Here is a 20988-nt window from a genome sequence, read left to right as displayed (position 1 = left end):
CGCGTCGTCACCGAGATGGTGAGCCATCATGAGGTCCCGCCCAGCAGAGCCTGGGCGGATTACGGGATCGCCGGCCCGACTTCCGGCTCAAGGAGGAATCATTATCGCTACTTCAACACCCCCACACTCACCCCAACGCGGTGACAGCCAGCAGGCTGCTACCTCGACCGATTATATGGTCACCGAGCTTGCGCAAGGTGGCTTCTTTCAAGGCATGCATCGCGGCATGACCATTTGTTCAGCCGTGCTGGTACTGGCGTTTGTGCTGTTCACCGGCTTTCAATCCGAGACGGCCAGTGTCCTGTTTGGTACCACGCGCACCTGGATTGAAAGTACCTTTAGTGGCTACTACCTGGTCACCGTGATGCTGTTATTGACCGTGTGCGGTTTTATCGTTTTCAGCAAGTACGGTAACGTGCGGCTCGGCCCTGACGACAGTCGCCCGGAGTTTAGTAACTTCTCCTGGTTCTCGATGCTGTTCTCTGCCGGCATCGGTATCGGCATCCTGTTTTTTGGGGTCGCCGAACCGATTTTTTACCTCGATAACACCGGCGGATTTGGTTATCCCAACAACCCCCACGCTGATATGGCGGGCGCGGCTACCATTGGCTATGAGCGCGCCATCGATGCGCTGCGGGTCACCGTGTTCCACTGGGGGCTGCATGGCTGGGCCATCTATGTGATTGTCGGTATGTCACTGGCGTATTTTGCCTACCGTAAGCAACTGCCTTTGGCCCTGCGCTCGGCGCTTTATCCTTTTATCGGCGATCGTATTTTCGGCGCCTGGGGCCATCTGTTTGACATCCTCGGGGTGCTGGGTTGCGTGTTTGGTGTGGCGACGTCGCTCGGGCTTGGCGTGAGTCAAATGGCCGTGGGGCTGGAGCGCTTGATGGGAATCGCCTCTGGCTTATCGACCCAACTGGTGTTGATTGCGGTAATTTCGTTTATCTCGATTGTCTCGGCGGTCTCGGGTGTGCGCCGCGGGATCCGTATTATCTCGCAGATGAATATTTGGGTGTCGGTATTTGTGGTTGGCGTCTTTTTAATTGGCGGCCCCACACTGTGGTTGTTCGGCGCGTTTGGTGAAACCTTACTCGACTATGCGATTAACTTTATCCCGATGGGGCTGTGGTTTGCCGACGAGCCGGGTACGGTAGATTGGCAGCAGGCTTGGACTATTTTCTATTGGGGCTGGTGGCTTGCCTGGGCGCCGTTTGTAGGGTTGTTTATTGCGCGTATTTCCAAAGGGCGCACCCTGCGTGAGTTCGTGTTGGGGGTATTGTTTGTGCCTACCTTGCTGATCTTTGTCTGGTTGGTGATTTTTGGCGGCAATGCTATCTATCAAGAGCTGTATGCCAGTGGTGGCGTGGGCAGTGCTGGCATTATCGACTTGGTTAATGCTTGGGAGCTGCCAGCGGCCTTATTTGTGGCAGCTGATGGCATTGTCGGCACCGGGATGTTCGGCTGGATACTCTCGGCTCTGATGGTGTTCTTGCTGATGAGCTGGTTTGTGACCTCGTCGGACTCGGGCACCTTGGTGCTGACAACCATCTTATCTCTGGGTGATGAGGAGCCGCCGCGGCGTTTCCGTATTATTTGGGGCGTGGTGATTGGCTTGGTGGCAGCAACGCTGCTGATGGCCGGTGGCCTTAAGGCGCTACAGACGGCGTTGATCGCCGCCGCCTTGCCACTGAGCGTGGTGATCCTGGTGATGACCGCCGGGGTGCTGATCTCACTGTTTGGTGAATCGCGCCGCTCGCTGGTCGCGGCTAAAAAAAGCTAGCCGCCAAAAAAATAGCGGTTTAAGACGTCGCTCCGAGACGCGCTAAACGCGAGACAAGCTGCTCATTCCGTTGCCGATTAAGGTGGCGGGGTGAGCGGCTTTTCTATCTATCTTGCCTTTCTTCTTTTACTGGCTTTGGGCTTTTCGCATCTGGCGCGGTGACACACCGTAGTGGGTGCGAAACGCGCGGGAGAAACTCGAGCTTGAGCTAAAGCCACACGCCAACCCCACGGATAATACATCAAGATCGGTTTCTTTTAGCAAGTAATGGGCACGCTCTAGCCGCAATCCCAAATACCAGCTTCGTGGTGACTGGTTCAGCTCGCTGTCAAAAAGCCGTTGCAGATGGCGAAGTGAGATACCACTGCGCTGAGCCACCTCCGATAAAGGCAGGGGGGATTCTATATGGCGTTCCATCACATCCACCGCGTCGACCAGGCGCCGACGATGGGTGCCTAAACGCCGGGCGAGTGTCATTCGCTGTTGATCGCGCCGAGTACGAATGCGCTCGTGCACTAGCTGCTCAGAGACGTCGATCGCTAACTGGGTGCCGTGACGACGCGCAATCACATCCAGCGCCATGTCCATCGCCGCTGCGCCCCCTGCGCATGAAAAACGCCGCGGTCCCAGCTCAAATAGCTCATCTGAGGTCCTAACTTCCGGAAAGCGTTCTTGAAACGAGGGCAGGCTTTCCCAATGTAAGGTGACCCGCTCACCCTTGAGCAAGTCGGCAGCGGCCAGCAAAAAGCAGCCGGTATCGAGGCCGCCGAGCGTGCACCCCGCCGCATCAAGCCGGTGCAGCCAGCGCATTAAGGGGCGACTTAAATAGGCTTCAGGATCGAACCCGCTACACACGGCCAACGAGGGCAGGTCATGCACGGCATCGATGGCTTTATCCGCCAGTAGTGACATACCGTTAGACGCCTTCACTGGTTTGCCATCTTCACTGATCATTTGCCAATCAAATAGCTGCTTGCCACTGATCTGGTTGGCAATACGCAGTGGCTCGACGGCAGAGAAAAAGGCCATCATCGAGAAGCGGGGCAGTAAAAGAAAGCCGATACATTCTGGCATCGGGCCTGTGTATTCAAGACGCATGACCGCACACCAAGCGTAAAAATAGGGAGGATATGATGACTGGCCGCCGGTGTGGGGGTCAAGTAATCCTGAATATGTTGAGCGGTGAGGGGGATTGCCGGAGCTGTAACGCCACCATAAAAAACAAAGCCCGCACTTTTCAGCGCGGGCTTGAGCATTTTAGCGTGGTGAGCTGAGTGGCTTACCAGCCTTTTACCACGGCGCCGTCAAAGATTTCCATCGCGGCGTTGTAAACGGCGTCAGTTTGGTAGGCCTTAACAAAGGTTTTGACGTTTTCAGCGTCGACGTTGTCTTTGCGCGCCACAATCAGGTTCACATAAGGCGATTCTTTGTCTTCAACAAAGATACCGTCTTTGTTTGGCGTCAGGCCCACGCCGGCTGCAAAGGTGTTGTTGATGATAGCCAAGTCTACATCTTCTAACGAGCGAGGCAGTTGTGGGGTTTCTAGCTCGATGATTTCTACGTTTTTCGGATTCTCAACGATATCCAGTTTGGTGGCGTTGATGCCTGCACCTTCTTTGAGCTTGATGATGCCTTGCTGCTCAAGCAATACCAGTGAACGGCCTAGGTTCGATGGGTTGTTAGGCACCGCAATTTTACCGCCTTCTGGTAGATCCTCGACGCTATCTAGCTTGTAAGAATACGCTGCAATCGGATACACAAAGGTGTTGCCGGCAATCGCAAACTCATAACCACGGTCTTTGATTTGTGCGTCCAAGTACGGTTTATGCTGGAAAGCATTCACATCAACCGAACCATCATCCAGTGCTGCGTTTGGCGAGACATAATCGGTAAAGGTCACTAGCTCTACCTCAAGGCCGAGCTTTTTCGCTTCTTTCACTGCATGTTCAGCCACTTGTGCTTCTTCGCCGGCCATCACGCCCACGGTGATGCTGTTATTATCGGTTGCGGCTTGTTCTTTTTCGCCGCAGCCAGTCAGCACCAAAGTTGAGGCAAGGCCTAGGGTGGCGAGTAACGTTTTAATGGTGGTTTTCATTGTCTGTCTCCCTGTTTGGAACATATTCGTCATTATTGTGTTTGATTTAGCGGTGATCAGCGCGTCGCACCAAGTAATCACCAAAAGATTGAATCGCTTGTACTAAGACCACCAGCATCACAACGGTGATCAGCATGACGGTGGTATCAAAGCGTTGATAGCCATAGCGGATGCCCACATCCCCAAGGCCACCACCGCCGACGGCACCGGCCATGGCTGAGTAGCTCACCAAGGTGACCAAGGTAATGGTGGCGCCATTGATGATGCCCGGCAGTGCTTCAGGTATCAGCACTTTACAAATAATTTGGAGCGGGTTCGCGCCCATCGCTTTGGCCGCTTCTTCTAGCCCTGCCGGTAGTTCCAGTAACGCCCCTTCAACCAAGCGAGCAATAAATGGAATCGCGCCGACGGTAAGTGGCACAATCGCCGCCGCGGTACCAATCGAGGTGCCAACCACCATACGGGTAAAGGGAATAATCGCCACCAGCAAGATAATAAAGGGAATGGAGCGACCAATGTTCACGATTGCGCCAAGCACCTGGTTAACTTGTGGCTGACCCAGCAAACCACCGGGTTTGGTCACATGCAGTAGCACGCCTAGTGGGATACCAATCACAAAGCCCATGATGCCGGAGGCAAAGACCATATACAGGGTTTGGCCGGTGGCCTCGAGGAGCAAGTTGATAAGGGCGCTGTTTTCATTGACCCATTGAGTGAGTTGATCAATCAACATAGCCAAGTACCTCCGTGTTGACATGGTGCTTGTTGAGGTAAGTAATGGCGTTTTCAACCGCCTCTTTTGGCCCCATGATTTCTGCAAGCAGTAGGCCGAATTTCACGCCGCCGGCGTAGTCGATATCTGAGCTTAAAATGCTGATGTCGATATCAAACAAGCGCGATATCTGACTGATTAACGGGTCATCGACCGTCGCGCCGGTAAACTCGAGGCGCACCAAGGGGTAGCTGCCTTTAAAGTATTCTTTTTGTAAGCGCTGGGCAAAATCATGCGGCACTGACAAGTCGAGGGTTGAGCGAATAAATTGTTTGGCCAAGTCGGATTTGGGGTGCGCAAAAATCTCGCCCACCGGGCCGGACTCGACCAGCTCGCCATCGCCAATAATAGCGACGTCGTCACAGATACGTTTGACCACATCCATTTCGTGGGTGATCAGCAAAATGGTGAGGTTGAGCTTTTGGTTGATGGTTTGCAGCAGCGACAAAATCGATTGCGTGGTGGCGGGATCCAGTGCGCTGGTGGCTTCATCACAAAGCAGAACGTTGGGGCTTGGCGCCAATGCACGGGCAATGGCGACACGTTGTTTTTGTCCGCCACTGAGGCTGGCAGGATACACATCACGCTTATCGGCCAAGCCGACCAGATCGAGCAGTTCGCTCACGCGTGTTTCAATCTTATCGCGGCTCGAGCCACTTAGCTCAAGCGGCAGGGCGATGTTGTCGAACACGGTGCGTGACGAGAGCAGATTAAAGTGTTGGAAAATCATGCCGATTTTACGGCGCGCTTGGGTCAACTGGCGGCTGGGTAACGCCGTGAGGTTAGTGCCACCCACTTTGACTGAGCCGCTGGTTGGGCGCTCGAGCAGGTTAACCATCCGGATCAGGGTACTTTTCCCTGCACCAGAGGCACCGATCACACCAAATACTTTCCCCTTGGGAATAAATAAGTTGATGTCATTAAGGGCATGAATTCGGCGTTCCCCGAGTTCGAATACCTTGTTGAGGTTGGTTATCTCAATCATCACATGTCCTTGGCGAATAATTTGATCACAGCAGACTCACTCAGCGGCTTGTGCCACATTCTTGCTGTCGCTCTGGTTATTGATGCTATGAGTTAGTCAAAATTAAGTCAATGGATATTTTTACTTCTGGACGTCTAAATGGCAATAAGTCCAATCGCTTGGTTATAAACTCAACAGTAGGCTTGATCTCAAACGATAAAGGACGTTAACTAGGAGCCCCTGTAGTGCTTTGTTCTGATTACGCTTTATGCCAACTGCTTTGATTGATACCACCATGCTTTCCTTGTTCATCCCGACCTTTTTTCTGGTGTCCGTGACCCCTGGGATGTGTATGACCCTCTCGATGACGCTGGGAATGACCATCGGGGTTAAGCGTAGCCTGCATATGATGTGGGGCGAGTTAATTGGCGTGGGGCTAGTAGCGATTGCCTCGGTAATTGGGGTGGCGGCAATGATGCTCAATTACCCGTCTATCTTTCAGGTGTTTAAATACGTCGGTGGTGCTTATCTGGCGTTTCTTGGGGTGCAAATGTGGCGATCTCGCGGGAAAATGGCGATTCCGGAGGATGATGACGCCAGCCCCAGTGAAGCATCAGCGTGGTCCTTGGCGACCCAAGGGTTTGTCACCGCGATTGCCAACCCCAAAGGCTGGGCGTTTATGATTTCTCTGTTGCCGCCATTTATTAATCCTAAATTGGCGCTGCCTAGCCAGTTAAGTGTGCTGGTGTTGATTATTCTGCTGACTGAATTTAGCTGCTTGATGCTCTACGCCAGCGGTGGTCGCACGTTGCGTCGATTTTTGCAGCAACGCGGCAACGTGCAACTGCTCAACCGTGTCGCCGGCACCTTGATGGTGGGCGTTGGTGTTTGGCTGGCGCTGGGGTAGGACGTGATTAATCCGTGCCACGCCCGTGATGCTCAGCGACTAACGCGGTAAAGATCGCTTTGGCGGTGGGGAGAATCGCATCGGGAAAATCATAATCGGGGTTATGTAGCTGTGGATGATGTTCACCGCTGCCAATGCCAAATAACGCCCCTGGCCAACGAGCAAGAAATTCGGCCACATCCTCCGACCAACGCATCGGCTCGGTGAGCCTGTGAACCGCTAACCCTAACGACTGCGCGGCACTGACCACATGCTGCGTATGGTGCGTGCTGTTCTCGGCCGCGATAAAGGGTTCATGCCAGCTAACATTGACCGTTAATCCTGCCCGAGCCGCCAGCGTGTTTGCTTTGTCGACTAAGTCGGCCTTCATGGCGTGAAAGCAGGCGTTGTCATCACTGCGCAAGGTAGCCATCACGGTCGCCTGGCCGGGCGCGACGCCGTAGGCTGGTTCTCCTAACTGAGCGTGAACCAAGGTGACGAGTCTGTTGGCGTCTGGGTAGGCGTCGGGCAGTTGTGTCAGGGTATGCATCACGCCTGTCATTGCACTGGCGGGGCTGATCCCACGCTCTGGGTAGGCGGCATGAGAAGTTTTTCCGTACAGCTCAATAGCGACCCCGGTTGATGCGCAGGCAAAGGTACCGGGGCGCACCACGATTTGATGCTGATTAAAGCCGGGGAGATTGTGAAAGGCGTAGACATTATCAATCTGCACGTTGGCAATCTCGGGGGACTCGCACATACGCGCTGCACCTTCACCGGTTTCTTCGGCAGGCTGAAAGGCGAGCAGCACAGTGCCACGAGCGGGCGGAATGTGGCTAAGCTCGGCGGCGACGGCCAGCAACGCCGCGGTATGACCATCGTGGCCACAGGCATGCATCACGCCTGGGTGCTGGGAGCAGTAAGCCTGTGATCCACGCTCTTCAATCGGCAGCGCATCGAAATCGGCACGTAGCAAGGTGGTGGGCCCTGGTGCCGTGCCTTGAATGGTAACTAGGATCCCGTGACCGCCGATATCAGTGGCAGGGTGAAAGCCAAATTGCCGCAATTGGGCGGCGATGGTGCGGGCGGTGAGAGCTTCGTGATTAGAAAGCTCAGGGGTTTGGTGCAGGGTATGCCGTAGTGTGACGGGATCGAATTCGTTAGCCATCGTCGACTCCAAAACCAGAATGGATACGCCATGCTAGATCGCGTTGGCATGTCACGTTGTGAACGCAAACGCAAAAAAGCCAGCAACAGGTGCTGGCTTTTATTTTATCCCAACAGGGCGTGGTGCAAATTACACTTGGCCGTTATCTTCAGCTTGTTTCGCCTGGATAGCTGTCAGTGCCACTGTGTAAACAATGTCGTCTACCAGTGCGCCACGCGACAAGTCGTTCACTGGCTTGCGCATGCCTTGCAGCATTGGACCGATAGACACCAGCTCAGCAGAACGTTGTACCGCTTTATAGGTGGTGTTACCTGTGTTCAAGTCTGGGAAGACGAACACGGTCGCTTTACCGGCAACCGGTGAATCCGGTGCTTTCGACTTAGCCACGTTTTCCATGATGGCCGCGTCGTACTGCAGTGGGCCATCAATCACGAGATCAGGGCGCTTCTCTTTGGCAAGACGAGTCGCTTCGCGAACTTTATCCACGTCAGCCCCTTTGCCTGAGCTACCGGTCGAGTAAGAGATCATCGCCACGCGTGGCTCAATACCGAATGCTGCGGCAGAATCGGCTGATTGAATTGCAATTTCAGCCAGTTGTTCCGCGTTTGGATCCGGGTTGATCGCACAGTCACCGTAAACTAGCACTTGCTCAGGCAGCAGCATGAAGAAGACCGACGACACCAAAGAGGCGTTCGGTGCTGTCTTGATGATCTGCAGCGGTGGGCGAATGGTGTTAGCCGTGGTGTGCACGGCACCAGAAACCAGACCGTCCACTTCGTTGGCTTCTAGCATCATGGTACCCAGTACCACTGTGTCTTCCAGATGCTCTTGCGCAATCACTTCGGTGATGCCTTTGCTCTTACGCAGCTCAACCAAGCGGGCGACATATTTGTCACGCGCTTTCACTGGATCGATGATTTCAACGCCTGCGCCCAGGGTTACGCCCTGTTGATCAGCAACACGTTTGATTTCTTCTGGGTTACCCAAAAGCACACACTCAGCAATTTTACGCTCCGCACAGATAGCGGCGGCCTTGATGGTGCGTGGCTCGTCACCTTCTGGCAGCACAATGCGCTTGGCGGCTTTACGCGCAAACTCGGTGAGCTGATAACGGAAGGCCGGTGGGCTGAGGCGACGTTCGCGGTTAGAGCCAGAGCTTAGTGACTCAATCCAGTTACCATCAATGTGGCTGGCTACATGGTCGTTCACAAACTCAACACGCTCTTTGTCGTCAGCCGGAACTTCGAGGCTGAAGCTTTGCAGGTTGAGTGAGGTTTGCCAGGTGTTGCCTGCGGTGGTGAATACCGGTAGGCCCGTTTCAAAGGCACGATCACACAGTGCTTTGAGCTGATCAGGGATCGAATAACCACCGGTCAGAAGCAGTGCACCAATCTCTACGCCGTTCATTGCTGCCAAGCAGGCCGCGACAATCACGTCTGGACGGTCTGCCGAGGTCACCAGCAGTGAGCCAGGACGGAAGTGCTCAACCATGTTAGGAATAGAGCGTGCGCAGAAAGTAATGCTCTTGATACGGCGTGAGTGAATTTCACCTTCGTTGATGATGGTGGCATTCAAGTGCTTGGCCATATCGCTGGCACGGGTGGCAATTAAGTCGATTTTCCACGGCACACAACCCAGTACACGGATTGGGCTCGAGTTGAAAATCTGCATCACTTCAACGTTAGTTGGACGCGCGCCGTCTGCATCGTCAAAGATTTCTGACAGATCAGGGCGGGTGCGGCCAGCATCATCCACAGGCGCATTGAGCTTGTTGATTATCACGCCAGAGATATTGCCGTTTTTGCTGCCACCAAAGTTGGTGCACGCAAACTCGATACGCTCTTTTAGCTGGGCTGGGTTGTCGGTACCTGGTGTGGTGACAAAGACAATCTCTGCATCCAGCGTCTTGGCGATCTCGTAGTTGATTTGGTTGGCAAACGGATGGTTACGCGTGGTGACCAAGCCTTCAACCAGCGCCACTTCGGTGTTTTGGGTGGCGCGTGTGAAGCGTGCAAGCACTTCTTCAAGCAGCACGTCTTCTTGATCGGAGCGCAGCAGATCTTCGGCCTGGTTCATGGACATCGACTCGGCGACTTTCATGTCACTGTTGGCGTGAATGATTTCTGTCGTCAGGTCTGTCACATCGGTGTCGCTACCGTGATGTGGCTGGGCAATGGGTTTAAAAAATGAGACGCGAACGCCTTTACGCTCCATCGCTCGCATTACGCCGAGGCTGATACTGGTCAGACCGACGCCGGAGCCGATTGGAATTAGCATAATAGTACGGGACACGTTGACTTCCTCTTACTATCTGATTGGCGTGCCGGACAGGCCGGCACAAATATAAAAACGGCTGAGTGGAATCAGCCGTTGGGAATGGTCTTACAGGCCAGTTAGGCGCGCAGTATCTTGCGCAATGACCAACTCTTCGTTGGTTGAAATCACCATGGCTGGCACACGGCTTTCGTCTGTGGTGATCACGCCTTCGCCACCAAAGCGCGCTTTCAGGTTGCGCTCTTTGTCGACATCAACACCCAGTAGCGACAAGCGCTCAAGCACGAGCTCGCGGATTGGACCTGAGTTCTCACCGATACCGCCGGTGAAGACAATCGCATCAAGACGGCCGTCTAGGGTCGCGGTGTAGCTTGCTACGTATTTAGCAAGACGGTGACAGAACACGTTCATCGCACGCGTGGCCTCTTCTTTCTCACCGTAGTTGTCTTCGACAAAGCGGCAGTCAGAGGTCACTTCGGTCAAGCCTTGCAGGCCAGACTCTTTGGTCAGCATGGTGTTGATTTGCTCAACGCTGTAACCCAGTGCATCGTGCAGGTGGAAGATGATCGCAGGATCAAGATCACCTGAACGCGTGCCCATGACCAGACCTTCCAATGGAGTCATACCCATTGAGGTGTCGACGGATTTACCGTTTTTAATCGCACAAACTGACGCGCCGTTACCGAGGTGGCAGTTAATGATGTTCACTTCTTCTACTGGCTTGCCAAGCTGCTCAGCGGCGGCGTTAGCGATAAAGTAGTGTGACGTGCCGTGCATGCCATAGCGACGGATGCCGTGCTCTTTATAAAGGTTATAAGGCAGTGCATATAGGTAGGCTTCTTCTGGCATCGTTTGATGGTATGCCGTATCGAATACTGCCACGTTTTTCAGCGCAGGGAAGGCTTTTTTCGCCGCTTCGATACCTACGATATGGGCAGGGTTGTGCAGCGGTGCAAAGCTGGCTGCATCGTGGATCCCTTTCAGTACATCGTCCGTAATTAATGCTGACTGAGTAAAGTGCTCACCACCGTGAACAACGCGGTGGCCGATAGCACCCAGGTTCTCGGCAAGCTCAGGCTTAGAGGCAAGAATGGTATCGACAATGAAGTTAAGGGCTTCATTGTGTGCGGCACCTTCGCCGAGTTGGGCTTCATGCTTACCGTCCATCTTCCACTTAATGCGGGCTTCTGGAAGGTGAAGGCATTCGGCTAGACCGGTAAGATGCTCATCGCCTGATTGAGCGTCGACAATGGCGAACTTCAAAGAGGAGCTTCCGCAATTGAGTACGAGAACCAGCTTGGACATGTATGACTACCTATGTTTCGTATGACAAAGTGTATTGAACAAAAAGGATAGTGGACAAACAGAGACACTACCTTTTTAAAAAAAGAATTATCTCATGCGTTGTCGCGGGGAAAGAACCATCTTTATCCGTCCTGGATAAATGAACGCTCCGTCGAGTACAACCAGATTAGGTTGCGAGACAATCGAATCCGAGCAACAATGATAAAGTGCGCTAAGGATAGCGGGACTTGATACAGATAACAAAAATTTTTTGAGCAATACTGGCTAAATTTGAAAGTTTTTAAACAGTTTGTTTAATTTTTATTGTAAAAGTTGAGTGACAGCGAGTCGAGTCACACTGAGTAAGTGAGGTAGGTATGACAACGAATAAGTCAATCTGGCGCTGCCTGCAAGACGGTCAGAAGTACATGCAGGAATGGCCAATGAGAAAGGAGTTGGCACCGGTGTTTCCCGAAAACCGGGTGATCACCATGACTCGTTTCGCGATTAAAGTCATGCCTGCAGTGGCGGCAATCAGTGTATTGCTGCAGATGTCGGCCAATAATGTGCAAGGGCTACCGCAAGCGGTGATTGTGGCTCTGTTCGCGTTGAGTTTGCCGGTGCAAGGATTGTGGTGGTTGGGTAAGCGTCGTGATACGCCTCTGCCGCCGGCGCTAGCAGGTTGGTATCGCGAGCTGCATCAAAAAATCACCAGCGAAGGCCATGCGATGCAGCCGATTAAAAGCCAGCCAAAATACAAAGAGCTCGCGCATGCGTTAAGCCGCGCGTTTAAAGTTGATCGCGCCGCCTTGGAGCGTTGGTTCTAACATGTGCGCGGAGTAGGCGCTATCGCGTAGATATCGGCCATCGACTATCGACGCGCTAACGAGAAGAAACGATAACAAAAACGCCGACCAGCTGGTCGGCGTTTTTGTCTGTGGGAAAGTGTCTGTGGGAAAACGTGAGCGCTAGCTATTGGTGGAGCGCTTGCACTGGGCGTCACCTTGCTCTTTCATTTGGCTCACCGCTTGACGCATTTCATCCATCGACAGCCAACGTTGTGGCATGGGCTGCACGTGTAAGCGCAAGTCGGGTGCGTCGTCGCTTAGCATGGTTTGGTCGCTCACCGCGGTGATCAGTGCGATGCGCAGTTCAGGGTCGCGGGCGTGAATTTGCGCCGCGGTTCCCAACCCTTCCGCCACGTGAAATCGACCGGCGATATGCACAATTTGGCTGTTGGGGTGGGTAGCATGATACTCGACGATGCTTTCGGCCATCGTGGCATCCCACGCAAGCTGGGCGGCATATTGGGCGTCTGTTTGGCTGGCGCTGCCATGGTGCATATTGGCTTTAAACTTGCGCTTATAGGGGGAGTCTTGGGTGTCGATGGTGTCGGCAAACCAGCCACGCTGTTGCTCGGAAAGGCTGTCGAGGTACGACAAGCCTTGCTGACCAATACAGCGCACCAGTCGCTTGGGGGCGTTGGCAGCAATCACCTCGATTTGGCGTTGCTTGGCCAGTTCAATCAAGGGGCGGTAACTGCCGTCATAGTTATCCCAGGCTTTGGCTTGCTGCTTTAACGTGTCTTCGCCGATCTCGCCGGCAAGATATTGGTTAAGGACGGGCTGTGCATCGCGACTGAATTGCTCCATCGACAGGGCCACCGAATGCTGTGAGGCGAGCTGACTGAGTAGCTCAGTTTGAAAGCGGTGCACGCCCGGATGGCCGTGCCACTCGCCAATCAGCACCACATCGGCATCCGCCACTTGAGCGGCCACTTGGGTTAGGCTTAATGACTCCCCCTCTGCGCGGGTGACTTGATAGTCAAATAAAGTGGCAAGCGCATCGGTTTTCGCATGGAGCGCCGAGCTGGTGAGTGTGATGCAGGCTGCGGCGAGCCAGGCAGTGATGATACGAACCGATACGCGACCTTGTTTCATGGGGTGTCTCCTTGGCTATGATTGTTCCGCAGCGTGATGGCGGTACACGCGCAGGGTGAAATCTGCTTCGCACTCAAAGGCCTCGCTGCTGGCTAAGGTGCTACGCCACTCATCTGAGGCACGCCAAGCAAAGGGCGTCATCTGCAGCAGCGTGAGAGCTTGCTCGCCAGCTAATGTCATCGGGTAATGCAGTGAGTGCTCACTCTCAAGTTGGAAGCCTGGTAATGACTCCGGTGGCGTTTCGTGTAAGCGCACCTCTTGATAGATACCGGCTTTTAGCTGAAATAGATGACGTGGACCTGGCGTTACCGTCACCACCACGCCACCAGGCTTAATCACGCGATCTAACTCTTCACCGTTACAGGGCGCATAAATGCGTACTACACCATCAAGGCTGTTATCGGCAAACGGCAGGCGCTGGGAAGAGGCGACAGAGAACTGACACTGTGGATACCATTTAGCTGCATAACGCACTGCCACTTTGGCAATATCTAATCCGTGTACAGACCACTGTTGCTCTGTGGTTTGATCGGCAATCGCGTGGGTGTAGTAACCTTCGCCACAGCCCACGTCTAAGATGGTTTTGTGCTCGCCATCGAGCGCTTGGGTGAGGGCGTCAATCATCGCTTGGCGCATGGGGGCGTAATGGCCGGCATTTAAAAACGCCCGACGCGCTTGGGTCATGGCCTTGTTATCGCCCGGATCTTTAGAGCGCTTAAATTGTACCGGAAGCAGATTGAGGTAGCCTTCTTTGGCGCGGTCAAATTGGTGATTATTAGCGCAATAGGCGCCACGTGACCTGGCTTGCAGGGGCTGTTGGCACAGCGGGCATCGATAAATCATGGTTGTTCGGTGTGTTAGCGTCAATGGGCTTAAGGGTACGGGCTTGCGAGGCATTCGACAAGCGCGAGACGCGCAAATAAAAAGCCGCCTCGTGGGCGGCTGGCAATGGAGAGGTCGCTTGCTTTGGTTTAGGCGGCGAGGATCTGCTCAATCTCGGTTAAGCTTAAGTGGAATTGACGTGGGCAATCACGCCACACGTTCAGCATGCGACGGTACTTTTCCAGCATTGGCATTTGGCTGTTAAAGCGATGCTCGCCTTGATCGAATTGCGGATAAAGCCCCTCCGTATCAACCAGAAAGCGGACATAATGCACTAGGGCGCCTTCGGTCGCCGCATCGAAGCCCCAGAATTGAACGCGGCGTGGCGATAAGGCGGCTTGGTTGGCATCGTCCAGGAGGTTGTAAGACGCTTGCATGGCATGGTGCATTTCCATGATATCAATGATTTCACGGCATTGGGTTTCACATAATGCCTCGAACTGGCTGATCACTTCCGCCATTTGCAAGCCGTAACCGCGCTCAATAATGGTTTGTAAGCGGCGATACTTTTCGCTGTTAGAGGGATCGAGGTGGCACATTAATTGGTATTGATTAGATAAAATCAGACGTTGTGCAGGGGTCATATCCATCGCGGTTGGCCTCTTAGCTCTCAAAGGTACAATAGTCGTTCATCAATTGATGAGGGAATAAATAAAGACTACCAGCTCTATAAGGGTGAAATCTTGATCTGAGCTATGTCCGTAGCACGTTTATCACCCGCTAGTGGTTGTATCAGTCAATGGTAGAAAAGGTCAGTGACTAGGGATTAAATATGTTTGAGTTCGCCGAAGTGAGTGGTTGGCAGTGGGGCGGCTGGTTATTGTGGGCAGCGGTGTTGTATCGGACCTATCCACCAGAGTTTTTCTCTAAGCTGCGCCAAGAAACCGGGTATCAGCATTTGGCGTTTTCCTCCGCGGTGGTGCTGTTTGCCTTGTGGGCGCTCCAAGCGGGGATTAAAGAAGGGCTGGATATCCACTTTTTAGGTGTGACCACCTTAGCTTTGTGCCACGGTTGGCGCATTGCCATTTGGATTGCCACTGTGCCACTGGCGTTGATGGCAGTGTTTGGTTTTGTTCCCGTTGCTGATGTGGGCATGACCGCATTGACCACGGCGGTCTTACCTATCACCTTTAGTTATGGCATTTTCGCGCTCAGTTACCACTACTTAACCCGGCATTTGTTTATTTATATCTTTATCGCTGCATTCATCGGTGCGGCGCTGACTATGGTATTCCAGCTCTCCGTGACCTCGTTGTGGTATTGGTTGGCTGATAGGCACAGCTGGCAAGATATTGTCCATAACTACCTGCAAATTGCGCTACTGATGTGGTTCCCTGAGGCGCTATTAAATGGCATGGCGGTGACAGTGATGGCTGTGTACCGCCCACACTGGCTACGCACTTTTTATGACCGAGAGTATCTCTCACCCGAGCGTTAGTGTATGCGTCAATGACCGCGAAAAATTATAAGTGAAATATCGATAAAAAAACGCCGCCAGTGCAGGCCGGCGGCGTTGTCGGTCGTGACAATCCTAGCTTTACGCGGTGACTAAGCCTTCTTTCGCATCGGCGGGAAGAATATCCATCGCATTGCCGTAAAGTGGCGCGAGTGCTCGAACCACATTGGCGCGGGTGATCACACCCACCAAGCGCTCATCTTTCATCACCGGATAAATATAGGGGCGCGATAAGGTTTGTGTTTTGGCGCGCTCTAACGCTGATTGGGTGGTAAAGCGAGTGGCAATCCCCGTATCACTGACCGGGTAAAGCACTTGGTTGTCAATGCTCATGTATTGCGCCAGTTCAATCACCGATTGGTCTGCCTCAACCGTTTGTACCTCGGTACGCATCAGATCTTCAACTTTCGCATCCATATCTGGTTGATAGTCATTCCACCATAAATCCACCAAGACATCCTGCACCGAGAAAAAGCCAACCAGTTGATTCTGGCTGTCTACCACAGGGGCGCCTTGAAGTTGATGGCGATTAAGTTGCTCTAAGGCGTCAGCCACAAACTGCTGGGCTTTTAAGGCACATTGAGCCGGTTGCATATTGTTTTCAATGGTTAAGGTTTCTTGGGTCATAACAGGTCTCTCAGAATAAGGCACAGACGGGAGCGTCAATGAAGAAATGTGCGCGGTTTTGTTTTCTCTTTCTGGGTTAATAATCAGCCAATAGCCCATGCCGACAAGGCCGGCACCACCCACGATATTGCCGAGGGTGACGGGGATTAAATTGGCGCTAATAAACTGGATGAGATTGACGTCATTAAAGGCTGCGGGGGAGCTGCCCACCGCTTGCCAAAAGCTTTCTGGTGCGAAGGTGGCGATGCTCATGCCCAATGGCACCATGAACATATTGGCGACGCTGTGCTCAAAACCGGTGCTGACAAACATGGCGACAGGCAAAATCACCATCACGGCTTTAGTCAGTGGGTTTTGTGAGGTAAATGTCATCCAAATCGCTAAACAAACCAGTAAATTACAGAGCACACCGAGAGAGAACGCTTGCAGCCAGCTGTGATGCAGTTTGTGCTGCGCAACGTGTAGGGCGTTGAGCCCCCATTGGCCATCATCAAGCTGATATAAACCCGCTGCCATTACGATCAGCACCAACAAGAGTGCGCCACATAAGTTGCCGATATACACCCTTGCCCAGGTATAAAGCAGGCTGCGCGTACTAATTTTGCCGTTGGCACGCGCGAGCATTGATAGCACCGTGCTGGTAAACAACTCGGCCCCACCGAGCACCACGAGGATCAGCCCCATGCTAAAGGCCAGTCCGCCCATCAGTCGGGTGAGCCCCCAGCCGGCATTACTGCCTGTGGTGACCGTGAGGTAAAACACGAACGCTAACCCGATAAATAGGCCTGCCATCATCGCCAGTCCGACGGCCATACGGGTGGATTTGCGCGACTTGCTCTCAGCGTATTGCTCGGCTTGCACCAGCAGAGCAGCGGGGCCGTCAGTGTGAATGGGGGTTACCATCGGCTGCCTCCTCTTTTGGCAATGGGTGCCCGACCTTGAAGACAAAAAAACATACTGGTTGTACTCCTTTTTAGACTGAATGTGAATAAATCCAGCCTATGCCTGTGGTTATCAGGAGTAAAATTGATATTTCTTAGGGTAATAATCACAAAAATTGATAGTCTGATGTCATCAAAGTCAGACAGTAAGGATCCTAGATGCGCTACTCACTCAAGCAGCTCGCTGTGTTTGAAGCGATTGCCGCTATGGGCAGTGTGAGCCGTGCTGCCGACCATTTAGCGTTAACGCAGTCGGCGACCAGCATGGCGCTTTCACAGCTTGAAAAGCTACTCGGTAGGCCGCTCTTTGAGCGTCAAGGCAAGCAAATGCAGCTCACCTATTGGGGGGCATGGTTGCGACCTAAAGCACGACAATTGCTGTTTGACGCGCAACAAATTGAAGCCGGGTTTGATGGGCAGCACATTATTAGTGGTGATATTGCCTTAATTGCCAGTCAGACCGCAGCAGAACACCTAATTCCAGACCTTATCAGTATTATTGATAGTGATTTTCCCGAGCTGAGAATCGACTTTACGGTGAAAAATACCCAGAAGGTGATTGATAGTGTGCGCCGCTATCAGCACGACTTGGGGATTATTGAAGGGCGTTGTGACGACAGCCGGTTGAAGCAACAGGTGTGGTGCCATGACCATTTGGTGGTGGTGGCGGCCAAGCATCATCCTTATGCACAACGTGACCAAGTCAGCCTCGCGCAGCTGGAGCAAGCCCAATGGGTGCTGAGAGAGCCGGGAGCGGGAACGCGGCATAGTTTTGATAGTGCCATTCATGGCGTTATCGAAGATCTTGATGTGCGCCGTGAGTATGAGCAGGTACCGGTATTACGTACCTTGGTAGCGAATTCCAATTATCTTAGCTGCTTACCATACCTTGATGTCGAGAAGTGGTTAGCACGCGAAGAGCTGGTGGCGCTGAATGTGCCTGAGCTAAATATGCGACGTACCTTGTCTTTTATTTGGCGAGCAGACGCGGCGGATAACCCGTTGCGTGACTGTATTATCCGTGAAGCAATTCGAATGACCAAGGCGCGGCGACGTGAGATGTAAGGCGAAAAAAGCCGGCTGCATGGCCGGCTTTATAGCGTTAACGCTTAGTAAGTGACACTGTGACCGTAACTGGCAATAATCTCTTTGACTCTGTCCATCACTTCTTTTGATGGGGGCGAGACATCTTGCAGTTCGTAGTCATGACCCAGCGCTTCCCATTTGTGCGCGCCGAGTTGGTGGTAGGGAAGTAACTCGACTTTTTCGATGTTATCCATGTCTTGAATAAATTGGCCGATACGGTGGGCAGAGTCATCATCATCGGTGTAACCGGGGACAACCACATAACGAATCCAGGTTTTTTGCCCAATTTTGTGCAGGTATTTGGCAAAGTCGAGGGTTCGTCGGTTTGATACCCCGACTAAATCTTCGTGGACTTCATCGTTGAGTTGTTTCAGATCCAGCATCACTAAATCGGTGGCATCAAGCACTTCATCAATCACCGGGGTGTGTTTGCGGATATAGCCGTTGGTATCTAAACAGGTGTGGATCCCTTCCGCATTAGCGGCTTGGAAAAAGTCACGCACAAACTCAGGTTGTAACATGGCCTCACCGCCAGATGCCGTCACTCCGCCACCAGAGGCGGTGATAAAATGGCGATAGGCACGCACATCTTTCATGATCTCATCGACGGTCACTTCTTTGCCGCCGTGGGTATCCCACGTATCACGGTTATGACAGTATTTGCACCGCATCAAACAGCCTTGCATAAAGACAATAAAGCGGATACCTGGGCCGTCTACGGTGCCACAGGACTCAAACGAATGGATGCGACCAATTGTCGACATAACTGTCTCCAGACTGCGAATGGCTATGCCGTCATTTTATTACAAAAGCCGGTGCGAAGATAAGGGAATTCCCAGCTTTTTCGCACTTCTTACCCTCGTTTTTCTTCTTTTTTGCATCCCTGTCTTAGCTTGATCACAGTTCCAGTTTTCTATTGCCTAACGAATGAGACGTTAACCAGATAAATTCCATGCTGTTTTTGTGACTTTTCGTTTTTTTGTCCAAACTTACGTGCGACACGTCGCCAAAGCGATACATGCTTATGCCAGGTTGCATGCAAGCAAGGATATGCTTGGTGTCAGGCTAGGATCAAAGAAAATGCTAGGACTTATAATGAAAAGAATCAGTGATCTGAGAGTTAAAAATAAGCTTGTTGCACTAATGCTGGTTGCCGTTGTATTGCTGGCAGGGATCAGCGCGTACACCATCAACAAAGAGCGGGAGCAATCCTATGCTGAACGGACGGCCTCGTTGCGCGCCAATATTGAGGTGGCGCAAAGCGTGGTCGCCTATTATCGCCAGCAGGCACCACAAATTGGCGAAGAAGAAGCAAAGGCACAAGCGATCGCCCAGCTTAATAAACTGCGTTATGACGGTAATAATTACTTTTGGGTTCTCAAGCCCGACCTCACGATTGTGAATCACCCGATCAAGCCCAAACTAAACGGCACCAGTGCGGATGGGCTAACCGATGGTGACGGCAAGCACCACTGGCGTGAGATGGTGCAAGTCAGTCAAGGCGCACAGGGCGGCGTGCTCGATTACACTTGGCGCTCACCTGAGGGCGAGATGAAGCCGAAAATCTCCTATGTTAAGCGCGTTGATGGCTGGAATTGGATTATTGGCTCAGGCGTTCATGTCAGTGATATCGAGGAGCAGGTGATACAATCTGCATGGCAAATTGGTGGCTTAACCCTGTTATCTGGCGCTATCTTGCTGGTCGCTGGTGGGTTTGTCAGCCGCGATATCGTGGTGCCTTTGGATGAGCTGGTGGAGAAATTCGATCGCATTGCCGGCGGCGATCTTCGGATAGAGTGCGGTTATACCCGCCATGATGAAATTGGCAAGCTCGCTCGTCGAATGGATACCGCGATGAGCAGTGTCCGCGAGGCGCTGCGTGTTGCGCATGACGAAGCCAAGCAATCATCGACCATGGCCTCCTCCATTGCGTCGGCCAGTGAGGAGAGTGCACAAAGTATTCAATCTCAGCGCGCACAACTTGAGCAGCTCGCTACGGCGATGAACGAAATGACGGCTACCGTGGCCGATGTTGCCGATCACGCTGAGCAAACCGCGCAAGCGACCAACGATATTTCGTCGATGGCGGAAGATGGCAACCAAAAACTAGATAGTACGGTGGCCAGTATTCGTGAAGTGGCCGAGCGCATTGCTGCAGCGGATAAATTAGTGAATCAAGTGAAGCAAGGGGTGATGGAAATCAGTGATGTGGCGACGGTGATCCAGGGCATCTCTGAACAAACCAATCTCTTGGCGCTTAACGCAGCCATTGAAGCGGCGCGAGCCGGTGAGCAAGGCCGAGGTTTTGCGGTAGTGGCTGATGAAGTGCGCTCGCTGGCACAAGGCACGCAAAAATCGACCACCCAAATTCAAGGCACGATTGAATCACTCACCAACAATGCGATTGAGGCCGCTGAGGCGATGACATCAAGCCATCAGTCCAGTGAAGACAGTGTCAACACGGCGCTGGAGACTCAAGAGCAATTGAAGGAAATGGTGAGTGCCTTGCACGACTCAAATGATCGCGTGGTACAAATCGCTGCCGCGGCAGAAGAACAGGGGACGGTGTCGGAAGAGATGAACCAGAATGTGAGCAATATTCACAACTCGGCCAACGAAGTGAGCGGTGCAGCGTCGCACCTCGCTGAGCAAAGTCAGTTACTTGCCGATTCAGCACGCGAGTTGGACAGTAAGTTGGACCGCTTTGAAGTGGGGTAATTGCTGATTGCGCCTAGCTGGCAGGTTAAACAACCGCTCGCTGGGCGTTGCCCCTTTGGCGTTGCACCTGGACAAAGCAATACATAGCGCTGAAAAACGACAGATAAACAAA

General features: G+C 52.8%; 18 protein-coding genes. 6 read left to right on the top strand and 12 right to left on the bottom strand.

The window, feature by feature from the left end; genetic code table 11:
- Positions 1–28 precede the first annotated feature (28 nt).
- Positions 29–1783 carry a BCCT family transporter gene (locus tag BZG74_RS01365; protein WP_235605688.1) on the top strand — a complete coding sequence of 585 codons (1755 nt, stop codon included), beginning with the start codon at positions 29–31 and terminating at the stop codon, positions 1781–1783.
- A gap of 126 nt (positions 1784–1909) precedes the next feature.
- On the opposite strand, the gene BZG74_RS01360 is transcribed toward BZG74_RS01365, so the two are convergent.
- From BZG74_RS01360 to metN, 4 genes are all read right to left on the bottom strand, one after another.
- A complete protein-coding gene (locus BZG74_RS01360) occupies positions 1910–2881 on the bottom strand; it encodes a GlxA family transcriptional regulator (RefSeq protein WP_077771014.1) in 972 nt (323 codons plus the stop codon).
- Between the two features lie 181 nt (positions 2882–3062).
- Entirely contained in the window at positions 3063–3878 is an 816-nt protein-coding gene (gene metQ / locus BZG74_RS01355) for a methionine ABC transporter substrate-binding lipoprotein MetQ (protein ID WP_077771013.1), read from the bottom strand.
- A gap of 46 nt (positions 3879–3924) precedes the next feature.
- Positions 3925–4611 carry a methionine ABC transporter permease gene (locus BZG74_RS01350; RefSeq protein WP_077638583.1) on the bottom strand — a complete coding sequence of 229 codons (687 nt, stop codon included), beginning with the start codon at positions 4609–4611 and terminating at the stop codon, positions 3925–3927.
- Positions 4601–5635: a methionine ABC transporter ATP-binding protein MetN gene (gene metN / locus BZG74_RS01345; RefSeq protein WP_077771012.1), complete on the bottom strand. Its 1035-nt coding sequence runs from the start codon at positions 5633–5635 to the stop codon at positions 4601–4603. Before metN ends, BZG74_RS01350 begins: the two co-directional genes overlap by 11 nt.
- A gap of 247 nt (positions 5636–5882) precedes the next feature.
- On the opposite strand from metN, the gene BZG74_RS01340 reads away from it, so the two are divergent.
- Complete coding sequence (locus BZG74_RS01340) at positions 5883–6521, top strand: LysE family translocator (protein ID WP_046073662.1); 639 nt, start codon at positions 5883–5885, stop codon at positions 6519–6521.
- 7 nt (positions 6522–6528) lie between these two features.
- Here the strand turns inward: BZG74_RS01340 and BZG74_RS01335 are convergent, their stop codons facing one another.
- The 3 genes from BZG74_RS01335 to BZG74_RS01325 form a co-directional block, all read right to left on the bottom strand.
- The gene (locus BZG74_RS01335; RefSeq protein WP_077771011.1) at positions 6529–7668 is read right to left on the bottom strand and encodes an amidohydrolase; all 1140 of its coding nucleotides are present in this window, start codon (positions 7666–7668) and stop codon (positions 6529–6531) included.
- 129 nt (positions 7669–7797) lie between these two features.
- Positions 7798–9945: a phosphate acetyltransferase gene (pta, locus tag BZG74_RS01330; RefSeq protein ID WP_046073660.1), complete on the bottom strand. Its 2148-nt coding sequence runs from the start codon at positions 9943–9945 to the stop codon at positions 7798–7800.
- A gap of 105 nt (positions 9946–10050) precedes the next feature.
- The gene (locus BZG74_RS01325; RefSeq protein WP_046073659.1) at positions 10051–11247 is read right to left on the bottom strand and encodes an acetate kinase; all 1197 of its coding nucleotides are present in this window, start codon (positions 11245–11247) and stop codon (positions 10051–10053) included.
- Positions 11248–11603: 356 nt separating this feature from the next.
- On the opposite strand from BZG74_RS01325, the gene yfbV reads away from it, so the two are divergent.
- Complete coding sequence (gene yfbV / locus BZG74_RS01320) at positions 11604–12053, top strand: terminus macrodomain insulation protein YfbV (protein WP_046073658.1); 450 nt, start codon at positions 11604–11606, stop codon at positions 12051–12053.
- Positions 12054–12194: 141 nt separating this feature from the next.
- Here yfbV and BZG74_RS01315 read toward each other — a convergent pair whose 3' ends face one another.
- From BZG74_RS01315 to BZG74_RS01305, 3 genes are all read right to left on the bottom strand, one after another.
- Entirely contained in the window at positions 12195–13166 is a 972-nt protein-coding gene (locus tag BZG74_RS01315) for a ChaN family lipoprotein (RefSeq protein ID WP_077771010.1), read from the bottom strand.
- 15 nt (positions 13167–13181) lie between these two features.
- Complete coding sequence (gene rlmA, locus BZG74_RS01310; protein ID WP_077771009.1) at positions 13182–14009, bottom strand: 23S rRNA (guanine(745)-N(1))-methyltransferase; 828 nt, start codon at positions 14007–14009, stop codon at positions 13182–13184.
- A 128-nt stretch (positions 14010–14137) separates the two neighbouring features.
- Positions 14138–14638: a YfbU family protein gene (locus tag BZG74_RS01305; RefSeq protein ID WP_077771008.1), complete on the bottom strand. Its 501-nt coding sequence runs from the start codon at positions 14636–14638 to the stop codon at positions 14138–14140.
- 182 nt (positions 14639–14820) lie between these two features.
- On the opposite strand from BZG74_RS01305, the gene BZG74_RS01300 reads away from it, so the two are divergent.
- Positions 14821–15486, top strand: coding sequence for an energy-coupling factor ABC transporter permease (locus BZG74_RS01300; RefSeq protein ID WP_077771007.1), 666 nt, complete (start codon positions 14821–14823; stop codon positions 15484–15486).
- A gap of 99 nt (positions 15487–15585) precedes the next feature.
- Here BZG74_RS01300 and focA read toward each other — a convergent pair whose 3' ends face one another.
- Complete coding sequence (gene focA, locus BZG74_RS01295) at positions 15586–17034, bottom strand: formate transporter FocA (RefSeq protein ID WP_077771006.1); 1449 nt, start codon at positions 17032–17034, stop codon at positions 15586–15588.
- 197 nt (positions 17035–17231) lie between these two features.
- Between focA and BZG74_RS01290 the strand changes: the two genes are divergently transcribed.
- Positions 17232–18137, top strand: a complete 906-nt coding sequence (locus BZG74_RS01290) for a LysR substrate-binding domain-containing protein (RefSeq protein ID WP_077638578.1) — start codon at positions 17232–17234, stop codon at positions 18135–18137.
- A 44-nt stretch (positions 18138–18181) separates the two neighbouring features.
- Here BZG74_RS01290 and pflA read toward each other — a convergent pair whose 3' ends face one another.
- Positions 18182–18922 (bottom strand): pyruvate formate lyase 1-activating protein, encoded by a 741-nt coding sequence (pflA, locus tag BZG74_RS01285; RefSeq protein ID WP_077771005.1) that lies wholly within the window; start codon positions 18920–18922, stop codon positions 18182–18184.
- A gap of 331 nt (positions 18923–19253) precedes the next feature.
- Between pflA and BZG74_RS01280 the strand changes: the two genes are divergently transcribed.
- On the top strand, positions 19254–20876 hold the full coding sequence (locus BZG74_RS01280) for a methyl-accepting chemotaxis protein (RefSeq protein ID WP_162273995.1): 1623 nt from the start codon (positions 19254–19256) through the stop codon (positions 20874–20876).
- Positions 20877–20988 lie beyond the last annotated feature (112 nt).

This window comes from Salinivibrio sharmensis (genome assembly GCF_001995985.1).
Taxonomy (GTDB): Bacteria; Pseudomonadota; Gammaproteobacteria; order Enterobacterales; family Vibrionaceae; genus Salinivibrio; species Salinivibrio sharmensis.
The sequence above is the reverse complement of the archived record's forward strand: the minus strand, read 5'-3'. Positions and strand labels throughout refer to the sequence as shown.

What these genes read in the sequence shown, in the direction of transcription:
- BZG74_RS01365 (WP_235605688.1), top strand. Translation starts at nt 29, where the DNA reads ATGAGGTCCCGCCCAGCAGAGCCTGGGCGGATTACGGGATCGCCGGCC.
- BZG74_RS01360 (WP_077771014.1), bottom strand. Translation starts at nt 2,881, where the DNA reads ATGCGTCTTGAATACACAGGCCCGATGCCAGAATGTATCGGCTTTCTT.
- metQ (WP_077771013.1), bottom strand. Translation starts at nt 3,878, where the DNA reads ATGAAAACCACCATTAAAACGTTACTCGCCACCCTAGGCCTTGCCTCA.
- BZG74_RS01350 (WP_077638583.1), bottom strand. Translation starts at nt 4,611, where the DNA reads ATGTTGATTGATCAACTCACTCAATGGGTCAATGAAAACAGCGCCCTT.
- metN (WP_077771012.1), bottom strand. Translation starts at nt 5,635, where the DNA reads ATGATTGAGATAACCAACCTCAACAAGGTATTCGAACTCGGGGAACGC.
- BZG74_RS01340 (WP_046073662.1), top strand. Translation starts at nt 5,883, where the DNA reads ATGCCAACTGCTTTGATTGATACCACCATGCTTTCCTTGTTCATCCCG.
- BZG74_RS01335 (WP_077771011.1), bottom strand. Translation starts at nt 7,668, where the DNA reads ATGGCTAACGAATTCGATCCCGTCACACTACGGCATACCCTGCACCAA.
- pta (WP_046073660.1), bottom strand. Translation starts at nt 9,945, where the DNA reads ATGCTAATTCCAATCGGCTCCGGCGTCGGTCTGACCAGTATCAGCCTC.
- BZG74_RS01325 (WP_046073659.1), bottom strand. Translation starts at nt 11,247, where the DNA reads ATGTCCAAGCTGGTTCTCGTACTCAATTGCGGAAGCTCCTCTTTGAAG.
- yfbV (WP_046073658.1), top strand. Translation starts at nt 11,604, where the DNA reads ATGACAACGAATAAGTCAATCTGGCGCTGCCTGCAAGACGGTCAGAAG.
- BZG74_RS01315 (WP_077771010.1), bottom strand. Translation starts at nt 13,166, where the DNA reads ATGAAACAAGGTCGCGTATCGGTTCGTATCATCACTGCCTGGCTCGCC.
- rlmA (WP_077771009.1), bottom strand. Translation starts at nt 14,009, where the DNA reads ATGATTTATCGATGCCCGCTGTGCCAACAGCCCCTGCAAGCCAGGTCA.
- BZG74_RS01305 (WP_077771008.1), bottom strand. Translation starts at nt 14,638, where the DNA reads ATGGATATGACCCCTGCACAACGTCTGATTTTATCTAATCAATACCAA.
- BZG74_RS01300 (WP_077771007.1), top strand. Translation starts at nt 14,821, where the DNA reads ATGTTTGAGTTCGCCGAAGTGAGTGGTTGGCAGTGGGGCGGCTGGTTA.
- focA (WP_077771006.1), bottom strand. Translation starts at nt 17,034, where the DNA reads ATGGTAACCCCCATTCACACTGACGGCCCCGCTGCTCTGCTGGTGCAA.
- BZG74_RS01290 (WP_077638578.1), top strand. Translation starts at nt 17,232, where the DNA reads ATGCGCTACTCACTCAAGCAGCTCGCTGTGTTTGAAGCGATTGCCGCT.
- pflA (WP_077771005.1), bottom strand. Translation starts at nt 18,922, where the DNA reads ATGTCGACAATTGGTCGCATCCATTCGTTTGAGTCCTGTGGCACCGTA.
- BZG74_RS01280 (WP_162273995.1), top strand. Translation starts at nt 19,254, where the DNA reads ATGAAAAGAATCAGTGATCTGAGAGTTAAAAATAAGCTTGTTGCACTA.